Below are 15,841 nucleotides of genomic sequence, written 5' to 3'. Positions count from 1 at the left end.
ACACTTTAGTAAATTTCATCTCTGTACCTTACTTGTAAAATATTTTACAATGGTCCCAGGAAAAAAGCTCCAAAAAAATAAGACTGCTGATCATTCTCAGCAGTCTTCATTCCATTAATTTTTAAGCGCTTCATATTGCTTCAGAATTTCACATGTGAGTTCGCTTGATTCTTCAAGTCCGCATACTTCTTTCAGTACAGATGCCACTCCGCTTTCCTGAATCATGTCCTGCAGCTTAACCGCTTCATCATCTTCCCTGTTATCAAACAATAAGGCTGCAGCAATGGCTTTTGCCAGGTTTGTGAAGGATAGGCCTGCCTTTTGGGCCTGCAGTGCCGGGCGGACCAGTCTGTCTTCAGGTCCAAGCTTCCTTATTGGTGAACGGCCCACTCGCGTGACACCGTCATTCAGGCGTGCATTCTCAAAACGGCCGATAATTTTATCGATATATTTCTGATGCTCGTCCGGATTCAGATCATAGCGATCTATTAAATAAGCACCTGTTTCGCTCAGTGTTGCCTGCACCTGCTTGTATATATCCCCGTCAGCAAGTGTCTCATCGATGGTTTCTTTCCCTGCCAGGTAACCAAAGTACGCAATAACCGCATGTCCTGTGTTAACCGTGAACAGCTTTCTTTCGATAAACGGCGCAAGCTCCGGAACAATTTTCATTCCCTCAATATGCGGAATATCTTCAGTTGTTTCGACAACCCATTCATGATACGGTTCAACCAGAACATCGAGTGATCCCTGATTGTTCTGAATTGGAACAATCCGGTCTACAGCAGAGTTTAAGAAAGATACATTTTCGAGATTAATACCGCTCTCCAGATTCTCCAAAATATAACCCTTTAATAAGTCAGTTGCCGAGATCTGATTTTCACATGCGATGACATTAAGCTCTTCTGTGATCCCTGCTTCTGCTCTGGCAGCCAGGCCTTTCGCCATTAACGGCGCAATCCGCGGAAGGATGTTTGGCCCAATGGCTGTTGTTAAGAAATCAGCCTGTTTAATAGCCTCAATCACTTCAGCCTCCTGCGTCAAATTATTCAATCCTGACACATTTTCAATGGTCAAGCTTACCGGTTCATCTGCAGCCAGTATCACTTTATATTGTTTTTCTTCGTTTAATTGATTGATAATTCCTTCAGCAATATCGACAAATGTCACATGGTAGCCTGACTGTGAAAATAATGCTCCGATAAATCCTCTTCCTATGTTTCCTGCCCCAAAATGCACTGCCTGTTTCATCGAATCATTCCTTTACCGGTTTATTTTAAAATGAGATTGGAGGTATTCTGTAAAAATCGATTCCAGCTTCTTGAAGATCATCTCTTCATTTGCGGAAGAAAATAGTAAAATCGCTTCCTCTGTCTCAATGATATTCGTGCTGATTAAGCTTAATATTTCCTGCTCTCTTCTGCTTAGCTCATCTGGCGCCAGCATAAACAGGAGGTTTTTCATTGCCACTTCTTTTCCGTCCATTCCCTTTACCAGGCAAGGATCAGGCAGATGGGCAATTTGAAAAATAAGCTTACGGACGTTTTGACTGCGCGTGTGAAAGAGAGTCATATTTGTTTCAGGAATGCCAAGACCGCCTTTTTGTTCCCGCTCCCTTAATGATTGAAGTACATCTTCAGGATTTGTCAGCAGCTGATCTCCTTCTGCATTTGCCAGCATTTTTGCGAGAATTTGCTCCTGGCTTGCTTCCCCATCCATCCGGTAAAACCGGAAGTTTTGAATCAGAGACTGGATGCTCTCCTGAATATCTCTTATCTCCTCAAGCATGGCGGCTAAAGAGACATTACTCTGATCAGTCTGCTGCTCCGCGAGTTCCTGATACTGCTTCCCTTTTGTAAAGCTTTCAATGTTGTTCTTCAGGTAGTTTTTTACCGTAAGTATGTTTTCTTCACTTAGCAGCGGATTCACCAATATATACTCTGCATGGATAAAAGGAAGTCTGACAGTAGAAAGGATTAAATCATATTCCTTCAGATCGGCACCCTCTGACATTTCCTTAATCGACTTGATTTCGATGACATCAATTTCAGCCACCTCTTTTTTCAGCCTGCTTTTCAGCATTTTGGAGGTGCCGATGCCTGTAGGACAAATGAGCAGAGCCTTTATGGAAAGATGCTCTTCCTGCATCACAAGGGCCGAACCGAAATGAAGGACGATAAACGCAATCTCGTCATCGGAAAATTGATCAATATCCGTAAACTCCTCTTCAAGACTATTTTTCACAGCCATGAACAGAACCGGATACTTACGCTTGATTTCTTCTCGAAGCGGGTTATAAGACTCCATATTCTGCTTGATCCGGTATAGAGATGGCTCCATATGGGCGAGCAGTCCCTGAAATAAGGAAAAATCCTTGTTCAAATCCACATGCAGCTGTTCCGAAACAGATTTAATCACGTTCCTGATCATTTGGGCGAGCACAATGCTGTCGTACGGAAAAGCCTCCGTCCCGCTCCATTTGGTGCCTTTAAGGATACGAGCCAGGTATAGGATGTCCCCCTCAGAAAACGCACAGTCAAAAGCCTGTCCGAGCCTGCTTGTGACCTCCTGGATCAACCCATATTCAACCGTAACTTCTGTCTCTGGAAGATCCTTCCGTTCTACTGGAAACCCGCTGAGTGCCCTTTTTAGTGTTATGCAGGTATGCAGCACAATTTCCAGATATCCGCTATCGGCAAACCGGGCGGGTGCGCCAGAAAATACAGTCTGAACGATGCTGTTAACATGGAGGAGATCATCTGCTTCAAAGTAATGCAGTATTCTGTCTTCCCCGAGCTTCCCTTTGTCCAGCAAAAATAATTTCTCAATTAATTCTTCATGAAAGTATTGAATGAGAAAATGGGCAAGCGCTCTTCGTTTATTTGCTTCCGTTCCGTGAAGCTCTACGCCGACTCCACGCTTTCTCGTCAAGTCCACCTGGAAACGGGAGAGCCATTCAGCAAGTTCATCAAGGTGTGCCGTCAAAGTCGCCGTGCTGATGCCGAGGTAGCCGGCAAGCACCTGAGTCTTATAAACGTCTTCCTCAAGAATGGCCAAAAGAAGGCGCAGCTTCTTTTCCTGAGGGAGCTCATCGATCGGTTCGCTGCTGGTCAAATGCTGGATCAGCCTGAAAATCTGCTCATTTTTCCCTTCAATGACAAGTCCCTGATTTACATTTCGGGTTAAGGTCAGTCCGAACTCACTGACAATTTTCTCAACTGCCTTCAAGTCCCTCTGGATTGTTCTCACGCTGACATTTAGTGAAGATGCAATCGACAATGCCGTGTGTTTGCCCGATGTTTTTATAATCAATTCAATAATGGCTTTTTCCCTCGATGTAATATACATGAGATCAGCTCATTTCTACAATTAATGACATAAAAGGTTACAAAAACACTGAATAGAAAAGCGCATTAGAACGCTTTTCTATTCGTAAAGTTATTTCTTTCCAATAATATCCATGATGGTCTCTGCAGATTCAGCCGAAGCCAGTTTCTCGATATTATCCATGTCAGAACATGTTACCGCGATGCCTGAAAGGATTTCAAGATGTGTGCCGTCTTTTCCTGCAATTCCGAAGATCAGTCGGACCTTTTGACCATCAAAATCAACACCGTTAGGCACCTGGATTACAGTAAAGCCGGATTTGATGACAGCCTTTTTCGCCTCTTCCGTTCCATGAGGGATTGCTACATCATTCCCCATATAAGTGGATGTGATGTTATCACGTTCAATCATCGCTTCAATATAGCTCTCTTCCACATAGCCTGCATCCACAAGCACTCTTCCGGCAAAGCGGATTGCTTCATCCTTATCAGCAAACTCTTTGTTCAGGAAAATATTCTCCGGACGCAATAAGTCGTCTTCATGAGCCATTTCCTCATCCGTCATATCAGGAACATTTTCTTCAGCTTCTTCAACGATTTCGTGGAGTTCCGAGTTAGCCGGGAACTGCAATGCGTCAATCAGCTTGTCATACTCCGGACTTGATAGGAAATTATCAACCGATACATGGAATGCATTCGGCACTTTCTGGCGTGCCCTTGGTGTCAGTTCTTCCTGTGTAATGACGATCCCGGCATCTGCAGGAAGATTGGAAATCGCTGTATTCGTCACTGCAATGTCCATGCCGGCTTCCTTCACCTTTTTGCGAAGCAGTGAGGCACCCATGGCACTTGAGCCCATACCCGCATCACATGCAAAATAGATTTTAGATACGTTATCAGGCATGGCAGTCTTTCCGCCTTCTAATACGTTTGAAACAGAGCTTTTCTTGCCTTTCATTTCCTGCATCTTTTTCGCAGCTTCTTCAATATCTTCTTCACCCTGCTTGCCTGTTTTCATAATGAATGCAGAGACAAGGAAGGAAACTGCAGCAGCCACAAGCACACCTGCAAAGTTTGCAATATATGCACTTGCATGATGAGGTGTTACAGCGGTAATGGCAAGGATGCTTCCCGGTGATGAAGGAGCGAACAATCCGCCGCCTAAAAGAACCAGTGTGAACACACCGCTCATTCCGCCAAGGATAACCGCAATAATTAGCATTGGGCGCATTAAAATGTACGGGAAGTAAATTTCATGAATTCCGCCGAAGAAGTGAATGATTCCGGCACCTGGAGCAGATTTCTTTGCATTGCCTTTTCCAAAGAACATGTAAGCAAGCAAAACACCAAGACCAGGTCCAGGGTTCGCTTCAAGCAGGAACAGGATGGATTGTCCTGTTTCTTTTACCTGCTCAACGCCGATTGGCGACAGAACGCCGTGGTTAATGGCATTGTTCAGGAATAATACCTTTGCCGGTTCAATCAGGATGCTTGTCAGCGGAAGCAGCCCTGTGCCAATCAGCCAGTCAACACCTGCTACAAGCCAGCCTGTGAATTCATCAACTGCAGGTCCTATACCGAGAAACGCAAGGATGGCCAGAATGGCACCAAGAATTCCTGCTGAGAAGTTGTTCACGAGCATTTCAAAGCCTGCACGCACTCGGCCTTCAACCAATTGATCAAATTTCTTAATTACATATCCGCCAAGAGGACCAATTACCATGGCACCAAGGAACATTGGAATTTCTGCCCCGGCAATTACCCCCATTGTCGCGATGGCACCAACAACGGCACCGCGCTGATCATGAACAAGCTTACCTCCGGTGTATCCGATTAACAGCGGAAGCAAGTATGTCACCATAGGCCCTACCATTTTGGCAAGGCTTTCATTTGGAATGAAACCAGTAGGTATAAATAAAGCTGTAATAAGACCCCATGCTATAAAAGCAGAGATATTCGGCATCACCATGGAGCTCAGGAAGTTACCGAACTTCTGTACAACAACTTTTAGATTAGATTGAGCCATTTACACTCATCCTTTCAAAATAAGTACTTTATTACTAATGGTAAAGTACATAACCGCCGGACTCAACAAAGGAGAAACCTAACTTTGTCGCATGACTGATGACAAAACTATGGTTTCTCCTATGTCAGGTCGATTTCACGGCTATTTCCCTGCTAATTCATCTCAATGATCCTGGTTGCCTGCACGGGTTTTCCGCCGGCCATTAAGGCTCCGTGATTGTTCGAATTAAGAGTTATGGTAATTTCATTTCTGCCTTCCTTCAGTTTGCCTAAATGATAGTATTCTCCGTATAGGCGGCTGATTTTTTTGCCGTTTATGTATAAGTGGGCATGTCCCTCGTTATAGCTTGGCTGCTTCTCGCCTACCTTTTCAGGCGCAAATGTAAAATGAAGCAGATCCAGCTTCAAAAGCCATGTATCCGGACCATCGGGGGTTACGGTTAAGTTTACGGCCGGAATATCATTTTCTTTCGGAATTTCCACATATCCATGTGCCATGTGACCCGCTGCACCGGTCTGATTATGAGGATTTTGACTGGTGTAAAAATAAAAAAAACCTAAAAAAATAATGATAAAACTGATCAAGCTTCTTAGTTTTTTCATCATGCTTCCTTCTCCATCCTCTTAATCATAACCCCTATTATAACAAGCAATAATCCAATTGCCAGAAAGGCCAGATCATAGACTAAAGGGTTTTCTGCCAATGGCCTGACACGGTGCACTTGGAGTATATGATGGTCCACAATTCCTTCGACAAGATTAAAGGCGCCTCCCCCAATGAATATACCTCCAGTGAAGATCTTCCAGCTGGTTCCCAATTCGTTCTTGCGGGCATCCTGAAAAATCTTCATTCCGCCCCAAAGCAGCTTCGCCGAAAATAATGCCGTAAACAGACCATCTGTAAAAATTTCGAGTTTGATATTTGGACTGAGAATCATATGATGCCATTGCAGCAGCTGATGAAAGACGATGCCATCAATCGCACCTACCAGACCAAGCCCGAGTATTAACCCGGCTATGAATAAATTTTTGTTTTCTTTTTTCATAAAAGCACCCTCCGAAAAACATTCATACTTCGATTAGTGCCCAAAATGGAGAGGAATTATTCTTATAGATCAAATTTACCCGCAATAAAAGGAAGAGGCATCTCCTCTTCCCAGTCTTATTCAATATATTTATAGCTGTTGAAATTATAAATTTGAACGTTAATCCTAATGTCAGTCAGAGAGTCTTCCTCCAAAAAAAATTTGCCTGTCCTTTTTAACTCTGCGAATTGCTCAGGATGCATGCGAAACCATTTTTCGCCGGCATTCAGGTAATCAATTTTATTTTCGACTCCATCCTGATAAAGAGTTTTTAGCTTTGTTTTTATTTCCTCTTCAGCGAGGCTGGTTAACCTGCTTATTGGAATGTCCTGTACTTTTTCCAATAAATCTGCGCGAACGGATAAATCAATTGAAAATTTGGGGGTGGCGGAATTTTCATCATACTTTATTTTCAGTTTTGGACTTTCCAGCTTTACTGCAGCAGCCAATTTACCCTCTTCTTCTACTCTTTCATCAATCGCAATATATTTTTCCAGCAGCCAATCAAGGAATAAAGAATCCTCAAATTCAAGCTCCTTCTTATACTCCCTGTTTTGAAAAACGGAATACCCGTCAAAATATAAAACCGGATAATCCTTTTCTGCTTTCCAGCTTGTTTTATTTATTTTTACAAAGGGCAGCCTCGATGAATTCATGGGTTCATAATAATCCCGCAGAAATTTCATTATGGTTACCGGCCTAATTTCATTTTGGGCAATCTCGTAAGTATCCTTTTTAAATAAAACGGTATAGACGGCAGGATAGTTAAACAAGGCATTTATATTAAAAACCTCTTCAATTTCTTCATCAGTTGTGACGACATGAAGTGTAGGACGAATGGAACGATTCTTCCCGACTTCCTCCACAACTTCCTTGAACTTGTGCTGAACGATCCGATTGGTAATGACAAGGGTTTTTATATGGCCGAAATATAGTGGAGGTTCGGACATTTTATAGAGATTCCTTACTGCTAAATTTAACGTTTCTCCTTTTGCTGAAGCCACAAAAATAGGGACTGGGTCTGCAGATTTTCCGCCTTCCTGCTTCGCGACATTTATAAAATTAAGTCCTTGGAGATAGACTGTATATTCTTTATTATCATCATCATAGTCCATACCAATTGATACAATATAAGTTAAATCCTGAATGTTTTTAATGCCGGAACAGCCTGAAAGCATGATACAGAATACAGAAATGATTAGAATGATACTTCTTGCCATCACTTATCCCTCCTAGTCGGATCGTCAGGGCTGGTGGATGTTGTACGTGATTTATAAAATTGAACAGGAAGCATCAGAAATGACTTTATGCTTTCTCTCCAGCTGATCGGAGCCAGAGAAGAAAGATAAGGAACTCCAAATGAAGAGATTGTGGATAAATATAAGACAGTAAGAATATAACATAAGATGACGCCAAATAAGCCTAAAAAAGTACTCATGATGATAACGAAAAACCTTACAATAGTAATGGCAGAACTAAGTGACTGACTCACAAGAGTAAAAGACGAAATATACGTAATGGCCGCGACTACCAGCATCGTTGGAGAGGTTAATCCCGCCCTTATAGCCGCATCACCGACAATTAAGCCCCCCAGTACTGCAACTGTCTGGCCAATGGCCCTCGGCAGTCGGATTCCTGCTTCATTAAATAGTTCAAACAAAAGGAGAATGATGAACATTTCAATTGGTGCACTCAAAGGCAGCCCAAATCTGGAAACAGAAATGGTGGCAACGAGCAGGTAAGGAATCTGTTCTATATTAAATGCGGAAAAAGCGATCCATACCCCCGGAAGAAAACCCGATACCGTTATCCCAATCATTCTGATCATTCTTTCCATACTGACAAACGCATAATTCATGTAATAGTCTTCAGGTGATTTCGTCTGCAATAATAAGCTGATTGGTGCATATGTAACAGTGGGATTCCCATCCACCAATATGGCAAATCGCCCCTGATTCAGTGCCTGGACAATAAAATCCGGGCGGCCGGTATAATCGAGACTGGGAAAAATCGACAAAGGACGATCTCTAATTAGAGAGTCGAGTTCATGGATGCTCGTCAAGATATCGAGTTCAACCTTTTCAAGCCTTTTATGAATTTCTTCCAAAACACGATTATCAATAATGTCTTCTATATACATAAGAGCCACTTTGGTTTTGCTCCGTTTACCAAAGGTATATTTTTCGACACATAACGTACTGGTATTGAGCCTTCTGCGGATTAAAGATATATTGGTCTGTAAATCTTCAACAAATCCATCCTTTGGACCTCTAATGGAAGTCTCCAGTGCAGATTCTTCGGGCTGGCGCTTCGGAATATTCGCTGCCTTAATACTAAGCAGGTCCTTATCAGCCAGGAAAAGATAATTGCCATCAAAAAGCAATTGCGATAAATCTTCAATTGATTTTCCTGTTACCAGGTCAGCTTGAAATAATATCCTGAGCTTTTCTTTTGCCGAACCGCTCTTCGCGGCTGCAATCATAGGTAAAATGTATTGATCCAAATATTGGGTATCGACCAGTGTATCAAAAAATAATATTTCAAACTCTTCATTCTCGGTAACATGTGATTTGCTCACAAAATCGCCGCTTTTGCTAAACTGCTGCTTTAACTCTTCTGTCTTTTGGCAGCCATTCTCATTATGGTGAGGATTGGACTTTAGAAGTTTTGTTTTTGCCATGTTTTTCATCCCTTTTCTTCAAAACTAATACAATCAACGCTGACAAAAGGATATAAGATAGGAAAAACACCATGCTGACGGGCAGATAATACTTATAAATAAACTGATAAAAAGTGTAAGTTTCTATCTTTATGCTGATTAAACCAACCAGGATGAGGTATAAAATAATGACTAATTTGGGGTTTAATCGATAATGTTTCTTTTTAGCGGAAAAAAATGTGCCTGCTAAATACATAAATAATCCGATTCTGATAAGTGCCCCGCTCAGCCACTGAAATAATGCGAGAAAGTCCAGATGAGAGATATACTCACCAATGCTTAAAACTCTCCATTGCTCATGGGCAGGGTAAAGGAATCTTGTTGCTTCCTCAGGTCCAAATTCCATGATTGCCGCTGTGAGCGGCCCCAAAGTCAGACCTGTTAAAAGAGTCAGAAGAAAAATTAAATGCTTCAACTTAAAGGATTTCTGTGAATAAGGCTGCAGTAAAAGAATAATATAAACCTCAAGTAATCCCGAAAGAGTATAGACAATCCCGATCATGATGGGTTCAAAACCATCTGCAAGGACTGGAAACAGCAGGCCGGGTTCCTTCAATCTTGTGTTGGTAATGGAAATAAATACACCAAATAGCATGACAAACGGCAGGAGCACCCCGCTTGAGATCGCCATATATTTCACACCGGCCTGTGTCATAATGAAGCAAACGATTATTAGCATGATGTTAATCAATAAAACAGAGGAATCTGCCAGGAAAAATGCATTTAACCAGATCACTAAGTCCCTGAACGTTATATAAGTGCTCGTAAGCAAAAAGACGATAACAGGAATAGACAGCAGAATGGACATCATTTTTCCAAGCCGCTTTCTCAGCATTGGGAAGAAACCATCATCTGTAGAATTTTTGAGTATGTAATAGATAAGACATATTAATATTACCGAGATCGGATAAGCTGCAATCACACTAAGCCAGCTGTCTCTGCCGGCAGCTGTCAATAAATTAGGGATCAATATTACATGGTTAAGCAAGCCTGTGGACAGGATCATTAATAACATTAGTTGTCTGGGTATCAGTACTTTAACTAAATTTTGCATAAATATCTCCAGCTATTTGTTTTAATTAATATACTTACCAGACAAGTGCAATTTATGTAATGAGATAGTAAAGAGGGATGAAACGAAAGCTGATTGCTTTCATTTCATCCCTCTTCTTTTAATTTCCCTAATGATGTTCTTCCTCGGCAGCCATGGCATCTGCCTTTGTTTTATGCACGGTTCCAAACGGATGCTGCGGCGGCGCATAAATGGAATAAAGCTTAAGTGGTTTATTGCCTGTATTAATCAGATTATGATATTTGCCTGCAGGAATGATAATCGCAAAATCATCCGCTACTTTCCGCTGAAAATCCAGCCGGTCAGGACTGTCCCCCATATATACCATTCCTTCACCATCTTCAAGTCTCAGGAATTGATCGAGCTCCCGATGAACCTCAAGGCCAATATCCTCGCCAACATTGATGCTCATTAATGTCAGCTGCAAATGCTTTCCAGTCCATAGGGCTGTCCGGAAGTTGTTATTTTTCTTCGTTGCTTCCTCAATATCCACGACAAATGGCTGCGGACCGAAATCGGTCACCCGGTTATTCAGTGAGACTAATCGAGCGGCATTTTCCTGTTCGCCGCTCATTGCCCATAAGAATACATTTTGAACCTGTGGAAGCTGAGTAAGCACCGAACCCCTTTGGTTCTCCTCGAAACCTTCCATTTCGATTTGATATGCCATGCGCAATCCATCACGGTAATGATCAATGGCAACATGGCCGACCTGATACTCGGGCTGTTTCCCTGTTAAATTGTAATAAAGGTTGCAAAAATGGTTTAAATAGATTTTCTTTCCTTCGATTGCCTGAATAATGTTCTGCTTGTGCTCTTCATTTGGAGCATGCTCTGCCAGCTGAGTGTATAACTCAAGTACAGATGCCTCCCTTTTGACTCCTTCAAGAACCGTTTCACAAAGCTGCTGAAAATGATCCTGATTGCTTCTTAACATCTCGTCAGTATGATATACAGGTGAATGAGGCTGTGGGTAGTAAGGATAGGAATACGCATTAGGATGATACAATACTTGTCATTCCCTTCACAGAATTATCACCACATCATATGCCTATGAAAAAAGAAGGTACGTTGTTTTATTAACTTGGGCTTATGTACGCAAAATGAACCAGTCATGTCCCTGACTGGTTCTCTTTTCATGAATGAATTATTTTTTCGGAATTTCACAGCCGTCATCATCACAGATCATACCGTCACTGTCATTTAGAACAGTTATCTCGTCCTCTGCAATAATCTTCTGCAGTGCTTGAATGATCATCTCTGTTGGCTGTGCTCCGCTCAGTGCGTACTTCTTATTAATAAGAAAGAACGGTACTCCTGTAATGCGGTACTGCTGCGCCAATTGCTCATCTGCACGGACTTCATCCGCAAACGCATCGCCGGCAAGCATTTGTTCAGCTTCTTCACGGTTCAGGCCAACTTCTTCTGCTAACTGGGCTAACGTCGCTGGATCTCCGATATGCCTGGAATCTGTAAAGTAAGCACGCAGCAGCCGTTCTGTCATTTCTTTCATTAACCCTTTTGTTTTGGCAAACATCGTCAGACGGTGTGCGTCAAACGTATTAGTAAGAACGATGGTATCAATGTTGAATTCAAGCCCGGCGTTTCTCGCCATCTGCACCATGTTTTGCGTGTTGGCTTTCGCCTGCTCAATCGTCATCCCATATTTCTTCGCCAATTTCTCATACATGTTATCCTGAATATCCCGCTCTGCCGTCGGGTCCAGCTCGAAGCACCTGTAAGTCACTTCGATTGGATGATTAATCTGTTTAATGGCATCCTCCAGATGCCTTTTGCCAATATAGCAAAACGGTCAAGCGAAGTCAGTCCACATTTCAATATGCATACCTGATTCCTCCCATACAGTATTTTCTTCTTTAGTATAGTTGGGGGGATTTTATTTTACACGGAAAAAGCTCAGACCTAGAGTTAGCTGATGTAGGTTTGTGACGCTTACCGTTCTGGTGATGAAAGGTTTGGGCGTTATTGAGCGAGAATAAAGACCATTTCCTTGGGTAACCTTGTTTTTCGGTGTTATTCCTCCCGATTAACTACCATTTCTCTTGGGAACCCCGCATTTTCGGCGTTATTCCTCTCGATTAACTACCATTTCTCTTGGGAACCCCGCATTTTCGGCGTTATTCCTCTCGATTAACTACTTCTCTTGGAAACCCCGTATTTTCGGCGTTATTATTCCTCTCGATTAACTACCATTTCTCTTGGGAACCCCGCATTTTCGGCGTTATTCCTCTCGATTAATTACCATTTCTCAAGGGGACCCTGCATTTTTGGCGTTATTCCTCCGATTAACTACCATTTCTCTTGGGAACCCCGCATTTTCGGCGTTATTCCTCTCAATTAATTACCATTTCTCTTGGGAACCCCGCATTTTCGGCGTTATTCCTCTCGATTAACTACCATTTCTCTTGGGAACCCCGCAATTTTGGCGTTATCACTCAAGATTGATTACCATTCCCGGTACGATCCCGCCTTTTTGGTGTTATTCCCCTCGATTAACTGCCATTTCCCACAAGCAACGGCTTTTTGTGCCTTTATCCGCCCATTAACGCCATAGCCGGCAGGATGCCGCCATTCTGGACATTCTCCCACAACTCTCATCTATTCGCGAGTTCATCATGATCCCCCGGATGCGGCGGCTCCTCGAACCAGCCATTTTTAATCAAAATGTTTGCACCATCTTCAGCATAATTAGCAATTTCAGCAGACAAGCGGATGAAATTAAGCGAAATATCCTTTCGTGCACTCGAAGCAGCACTTGTAGCATAGATTCCAGCACTTAATGCAATGAGCGAAGTGGTCATAAACATCATCAATTTATCTGAAAAGGGAGGGACAGTGGAATCTGTTACAACCATATCCCAAGACATGCTAACAGGCAGATAACTTTCCTCAAGCAGCTCAGCAAAAACTTTTGTATGTTTTGCTGCAATATCCCTTCCTCTTACCATGAATTGCCCGACTTCCTTGGATTGGGCAACCTGGCTAAACCCGATCATAATCATTTCTCCCAGGGCATTTCTTATCAAGTTTGAATATATATTTGTAATCTCAATAACATTCAGGGGCCTTTTATCGCCGAACAATCCACCCATGAATTTTTTGCTTTCGACAAAGCTGGTTTCTTTTACTGGGATGACATGAGGTGATCTCATATACAAGCCTTTGTCCAGCAGCATTTGTTTTAATTTTGTTTCATACTCATTAACTTCCATCAAACAAGTGTTAAAGTATTCCACAATATCCGAACGGACAGAAAGTGTTTTGGCCAAAGCATAAAAATTCACTGCAAACATGGCCATATTATAAAGGAAATGGAGAGAGAAATTTTCTGAGAACAGTCTTGGAGCTGCAGTGTTCACATCCTCTTCAGGCTTAAATCCATAAGGCACGGATAACCCTTCATTTTCAAAAAATCCAGTCAGCTTCTGTAAATGTGCATCCGTTAATTGAAGACCTTCCTGAAGCATGGACTGTAGTTTCTGGTCTTCAACTGTATTTGAAAAATATAAGAAAATACACTGACTCATGCTGCTGTTCAAATAAGCCGACCATAACTGCGCTATTTCAGCTGCAGTCAATGCAGTGTTCTGACTATCATTCATGACTACACGTCCCTCCTTTTTCTCTTAGCATTTCCAAAAGCTGAAAGAATTACAAAGGGATATAATAAATAATTAAATATTGCACATCCTAACTATCGGGAGGTGTTTCTTTTGATCGTTTATTACGGTTCCATCAAGAAATTGGATCACTTTCAAAAAGAGCAGGCAGGGCAAAGTAAAATGGAGGAATTAGATACACTTGGGATCTGGTGTACATCGGATTTTGAGTCTGCTAAGTCATTTGCCATGGGGACAGAAACAGTCTGCGAAAAATCGGAAACGGACTTCTGGGAAGATGGAACACCGAAAGTGGTTCAATATGATAAGTTAAAACGTGGATTTGTCTATAAAGTCTATATAGATGAACCAAACTTAAGAGAATTTGATTCTTATGAACATTTCATGAATGAGAGAGACCCCTTTTGCGACTATGCAAGCACAAAAAAAAGACACCTTACCTGGCAAGATAAGGCGATCCTATTGAATAAAGATGAAGCCAACACCCTATTTTGCAGAAGCCTGTCGAAACAAGGCTACGATGGGATGGTCATTCCGAAAATGCCAATTGAAACCGGCCCTGAAGATATGTATTGTATTTTTTCAGGTGATATCATGCAGATTGCAGATGTCTTTTCAATGGAATAGCGGGTGCCTAAATTACTTCTTTAAGCCATGAAACCACCTGATCAAGCTCCTCTTTTGTCGTATATTTCCCCAGACTGAATCTGACAGCACCCATTCCAATGTATTCCGGAACCTCCATTTCCCTTAAAACAGGAGATAATTCCACTTTTCCTGCATGGCAGGCGGATCCTGTAGAAGCTGCAAGCTGAGGAATGGCTGATAAAATGTCCAGGCCAATCCGATTCATAAAACTGACATTAAGGGTATTCGGCAGCCGTTTTTCTTCATGTCCATTTAGGACTATTCCTTCTCCAAAGGCCTCCTTCAATTTACCCCAAAAATAATTCGTTAAGTCAGCAATTCTGCCTTCCGTGACATGTTTTCCAGCTAACTCACAGGCTTTTCCGAGCCCGGCTGCAAGCAGTGTGTTCTCTGTTCCTGCACGCATTCCAAACTCATGTCCTGCCCCGTGAATAAGCGGTTCAAGCTCTATCCCTTTTTTGATATATAAGGCGCCAATCCCTTTAGGCGCGTACAATTTATGACCGGCAATGGTGAGCATATCCACATTCAGCTCATTAACATCAACAGGCACTTTTCCGGCGGATTGGGAAGCATCGGTATGAAATGCAATCTTGTGCCTCCTTGCGATTTCCCCTATTTCTTCTATTGGCTGAAGAGTCCCCACTTCATTGTTTGAATGCATAATGGTGATCAGGATGGTGTCTTCCCGAATGGCCTTTTCAATATCCCCAGCAGAAATCATTCCATATTTATCCACATCCAGCATCGTGAGTTCAGCACCTAAACGCTCCAGAAATTTTAAAGGCTCGATTATGGCAGGATGCTCTATTTTTGATGTAATGATGTGCTTGCCTTTTGAAAGATGCTTGAAAAAATAGCCCTTTAATGCGAGGTTGTTTGCTTCACTTCCGCCGCTGGTAAAAATAATCTCTTCAGGTGTGCATGACAGCAAGTCAGATACCTGTTCCCTTGCACGATTCATTTTTTCTTTTACTGGCTGCCCTGCCCAGTGCACTGCGGAAGGATTTCCGTAAAAGTCTGTCAGAAAAGGATACATGTGATCAGCAACCTCTGGTGCCAAAGGCGTGCTTGCGTTGTAATCGAGATATACTTTGTTCATTTCCCTTCCCCCTTTCTTTAAGAATATCAAAATAATAGAGGAAATGGAGCTTTAGACTAATTTAGAAGGTATGCCCTCGCATCCCTAAAAAACAATTAACAATAAATTTACAGACCTTTTATCCTTCTTTAATAATGCAGGCTTAAAATAAAGATATACCAACTAATCGAAAGGAGCTGGCGCTATGCTTGAGAAACTTTTTAGATTAGCGGTCCTGACTATT

At 42.2% G+C, this 15,841-nt stretch carries 13 protein-coding genes; 1 reads left to right on the top strand and 12 read right to left on the bottom strand.

The genetic code is table 11. The features are described from left to right. Nucleotides 1–114: 114 nt before the first annotated feature. From AC3WTL_RS03650 to AC3WTL_RS03600, 11 genes are all read right to left on the bottom strand, one after another. Nucleotides 115–1,251 carry a mannitol-1-phosphate 5-dehydrogenase gene (locus tag AC3WTL_RS03650; protein ID WP_492369035.1) on the bottom strand — a complete coding sequence of 379 codons (1,137 nt, stop codon included), beginning with the start codon at nucleotides 1,249–1,251 and terminating at the stop codon, nucleotides 115–117. Nucleotides 1,252–1,263: 12 nt separating this feature from the next. Next, nucleotides 1,264–3,348, bottom strand: coding sequence for a BglG family transcription antiterminator (locus tag AC3WTL_RS03645; RefSeq protein ID WP_492369034.1), 2,085 nt, complete (start codon nucleotides 3,346–3,348; stop codon nucleotides 1,264–1,266). A gap of 90 nt (nucleotides 3,349–3,438) precedes the next feature. Continuing rightward, entirely contained in the window at nucleotides 3,439–5,352 is a 1,914-nt protein-coding gene (locus AC3WTL_RS03640; protein ID WP_492369033.1) for a PTS mannitol transporter subunit IICBA, read from the bottom strand. Between the two features lie 152 nt (nucleotides 5,353–5,504). After that, nucleotides 5,505–5,957: a hypothetical protein gene (locus AC3WTL_RS03635; protein ID WP_492369032.1), complete on the bottom strand. Its 453-nt coding sequence runs from the start codon at nucleotides 5,955–5,957 to the stop codon at nucleotides 5,505–5,507. Further along, on the bottom strand, nucleotides 5,954–6,397 hold the full coding sequence (locus tag AC3WTL_RS03630) for a DUF2243 domain-containing protein (RefSeq protein WP_492369031.1): 444 nt from the start codon (nucleotides 6,395–6,397) through the stop codon (nucleotides 5,954–5,956). Before AC3WTL_RS03630 ends, AC3WTL_RS03635 begins: the two co-directional genes overlap by 4 nt. 116 nt (nucleotides 6,398–6,513) lie before the next feature. Continuing rightward, complete coding sequence (locus tag AC3WTL_RS03625; RefSeq protein ID WP_492369030.1) at nucleotides 6,514–7,656, bottom strand: Ger(x)C family spore germination protein; 1,143 nt, start codon at nucleotides 7,654–7,656, stop codon at nucleotides 6,514–6,516. After that, on the bottom strand, nucleotides 7,656–9,116 hold the full coding sequence (locus tag AC3WTL_RS03620; protein ID WP_492369029.1) for a spore germination protein: 1,461 nt from the start codon (nucleotides 9,114–9,116) through the stop codon (nucleotides 7,656–7,658). Before AC3WTL_RS03620 ends, AC3WTL_RS03625 begins: the two co-directional genes overlap by 1 nt. Continuing rightward, nucleotides 9,076–10,209 (bottom strand): GerAB/ArcD/ProY family transporter, encoded by a 1,134-nt coding sequence (locus tag AC3WTL_RS03615; RefSeq protein ID WP_048011582.1) that lies wholly within the window; start codon nucleotides 10,207–10,209, stop codon nucleotides 9,076–9,078. The genes AC3WTL_RS03620 and AC3WTL_RS03615 overlap by 41 nt, the downstream gene beginning before the upstream one ends. A gap of 127 nt (nucleotides 10,210–10,336) precedes the next feature. Continuing rightward, nucleotides 10,337–11,236, bottom strand: a complete 900-nt coding sequence (locus AC3WTL_RS03610) for a cupin domain-containing protein (RefSeq protein ID WP_492369028.1) — start codon at nucleotides 11,234–11,236, stop codon at nucleotides 10,337–10,339. Nucleotides 11,237–11,374: 138 nt separating this feature from the next. Further along, a complete protein-coding gene (locus AC3WTL_RS03605) occupies nucleotides 11,375–12,028 on the bottom strand; it encodes a DsbA family oxidoreductase (protein WP_346769933.1) in 654 nt (217 codons plus the stop codon). 814 nt (nucleotides 12,029–12,842) lie between these two features. Further along, nucleotides 12,843–13,850, bottom strand: a complete 1,008-nt coding sequence (locus AC3WTL_RS03600) for a DUF3231 family protein (RefSeq protein WP_492369027.1) — start codon at nucleotides 13,848–13,850, stop codon at nucleotides 12,843–12,845. A 102-nt stretch (nucleotides 13,851–13,952) separates the two neighbouring features. Between AC3WTL_RS03600 and AC3WTL_RS03595 the strand changes: the two genes are divergently transcribed. Continuing rightward, the gene (locus tag AC3WTL_RS03595) at nucleotides 13,953–14,495 is read left to right on the top strand and encodes a hypothetical protein (protein ID WP_492369026.1); all 543 of its coding nucleotides are present in this window, start codon (nucleotides 13,953–13,955) and stop codon (nucleotides 14,493–14,495) included. A 7-nt stretch (nucleotides 14,496–14,502) separates the two neighbouring features. Here the strand turns inward: AC3WTL_RS03595 and AC3WTL_RS03590 are convergent, their stop codons facing one another. After that, complete coding sequence (locus AC3WTL_RS03590) at nucleotides 14,503–15,618, bottom strand: cysteine desulfurase family protein (protein ID WP_492369025.1); 1,116 nt, start codon at nucleotides 15,616–15,618, stop codon at nucleotides 14,503–14,505. Between the last annotated feature and the right edge of the window lie 223 nt (nucleotides 15,619–15,841).

Source organism: Cytobacillus sp. EB106-05-05-XG126 (assembly GCF_058791715.1).
The sequence above is the reverse complement of the archived record's forward strand: the minus strand, read 5'-3'. Positions and strand labels throughout refer to the sequence as shown.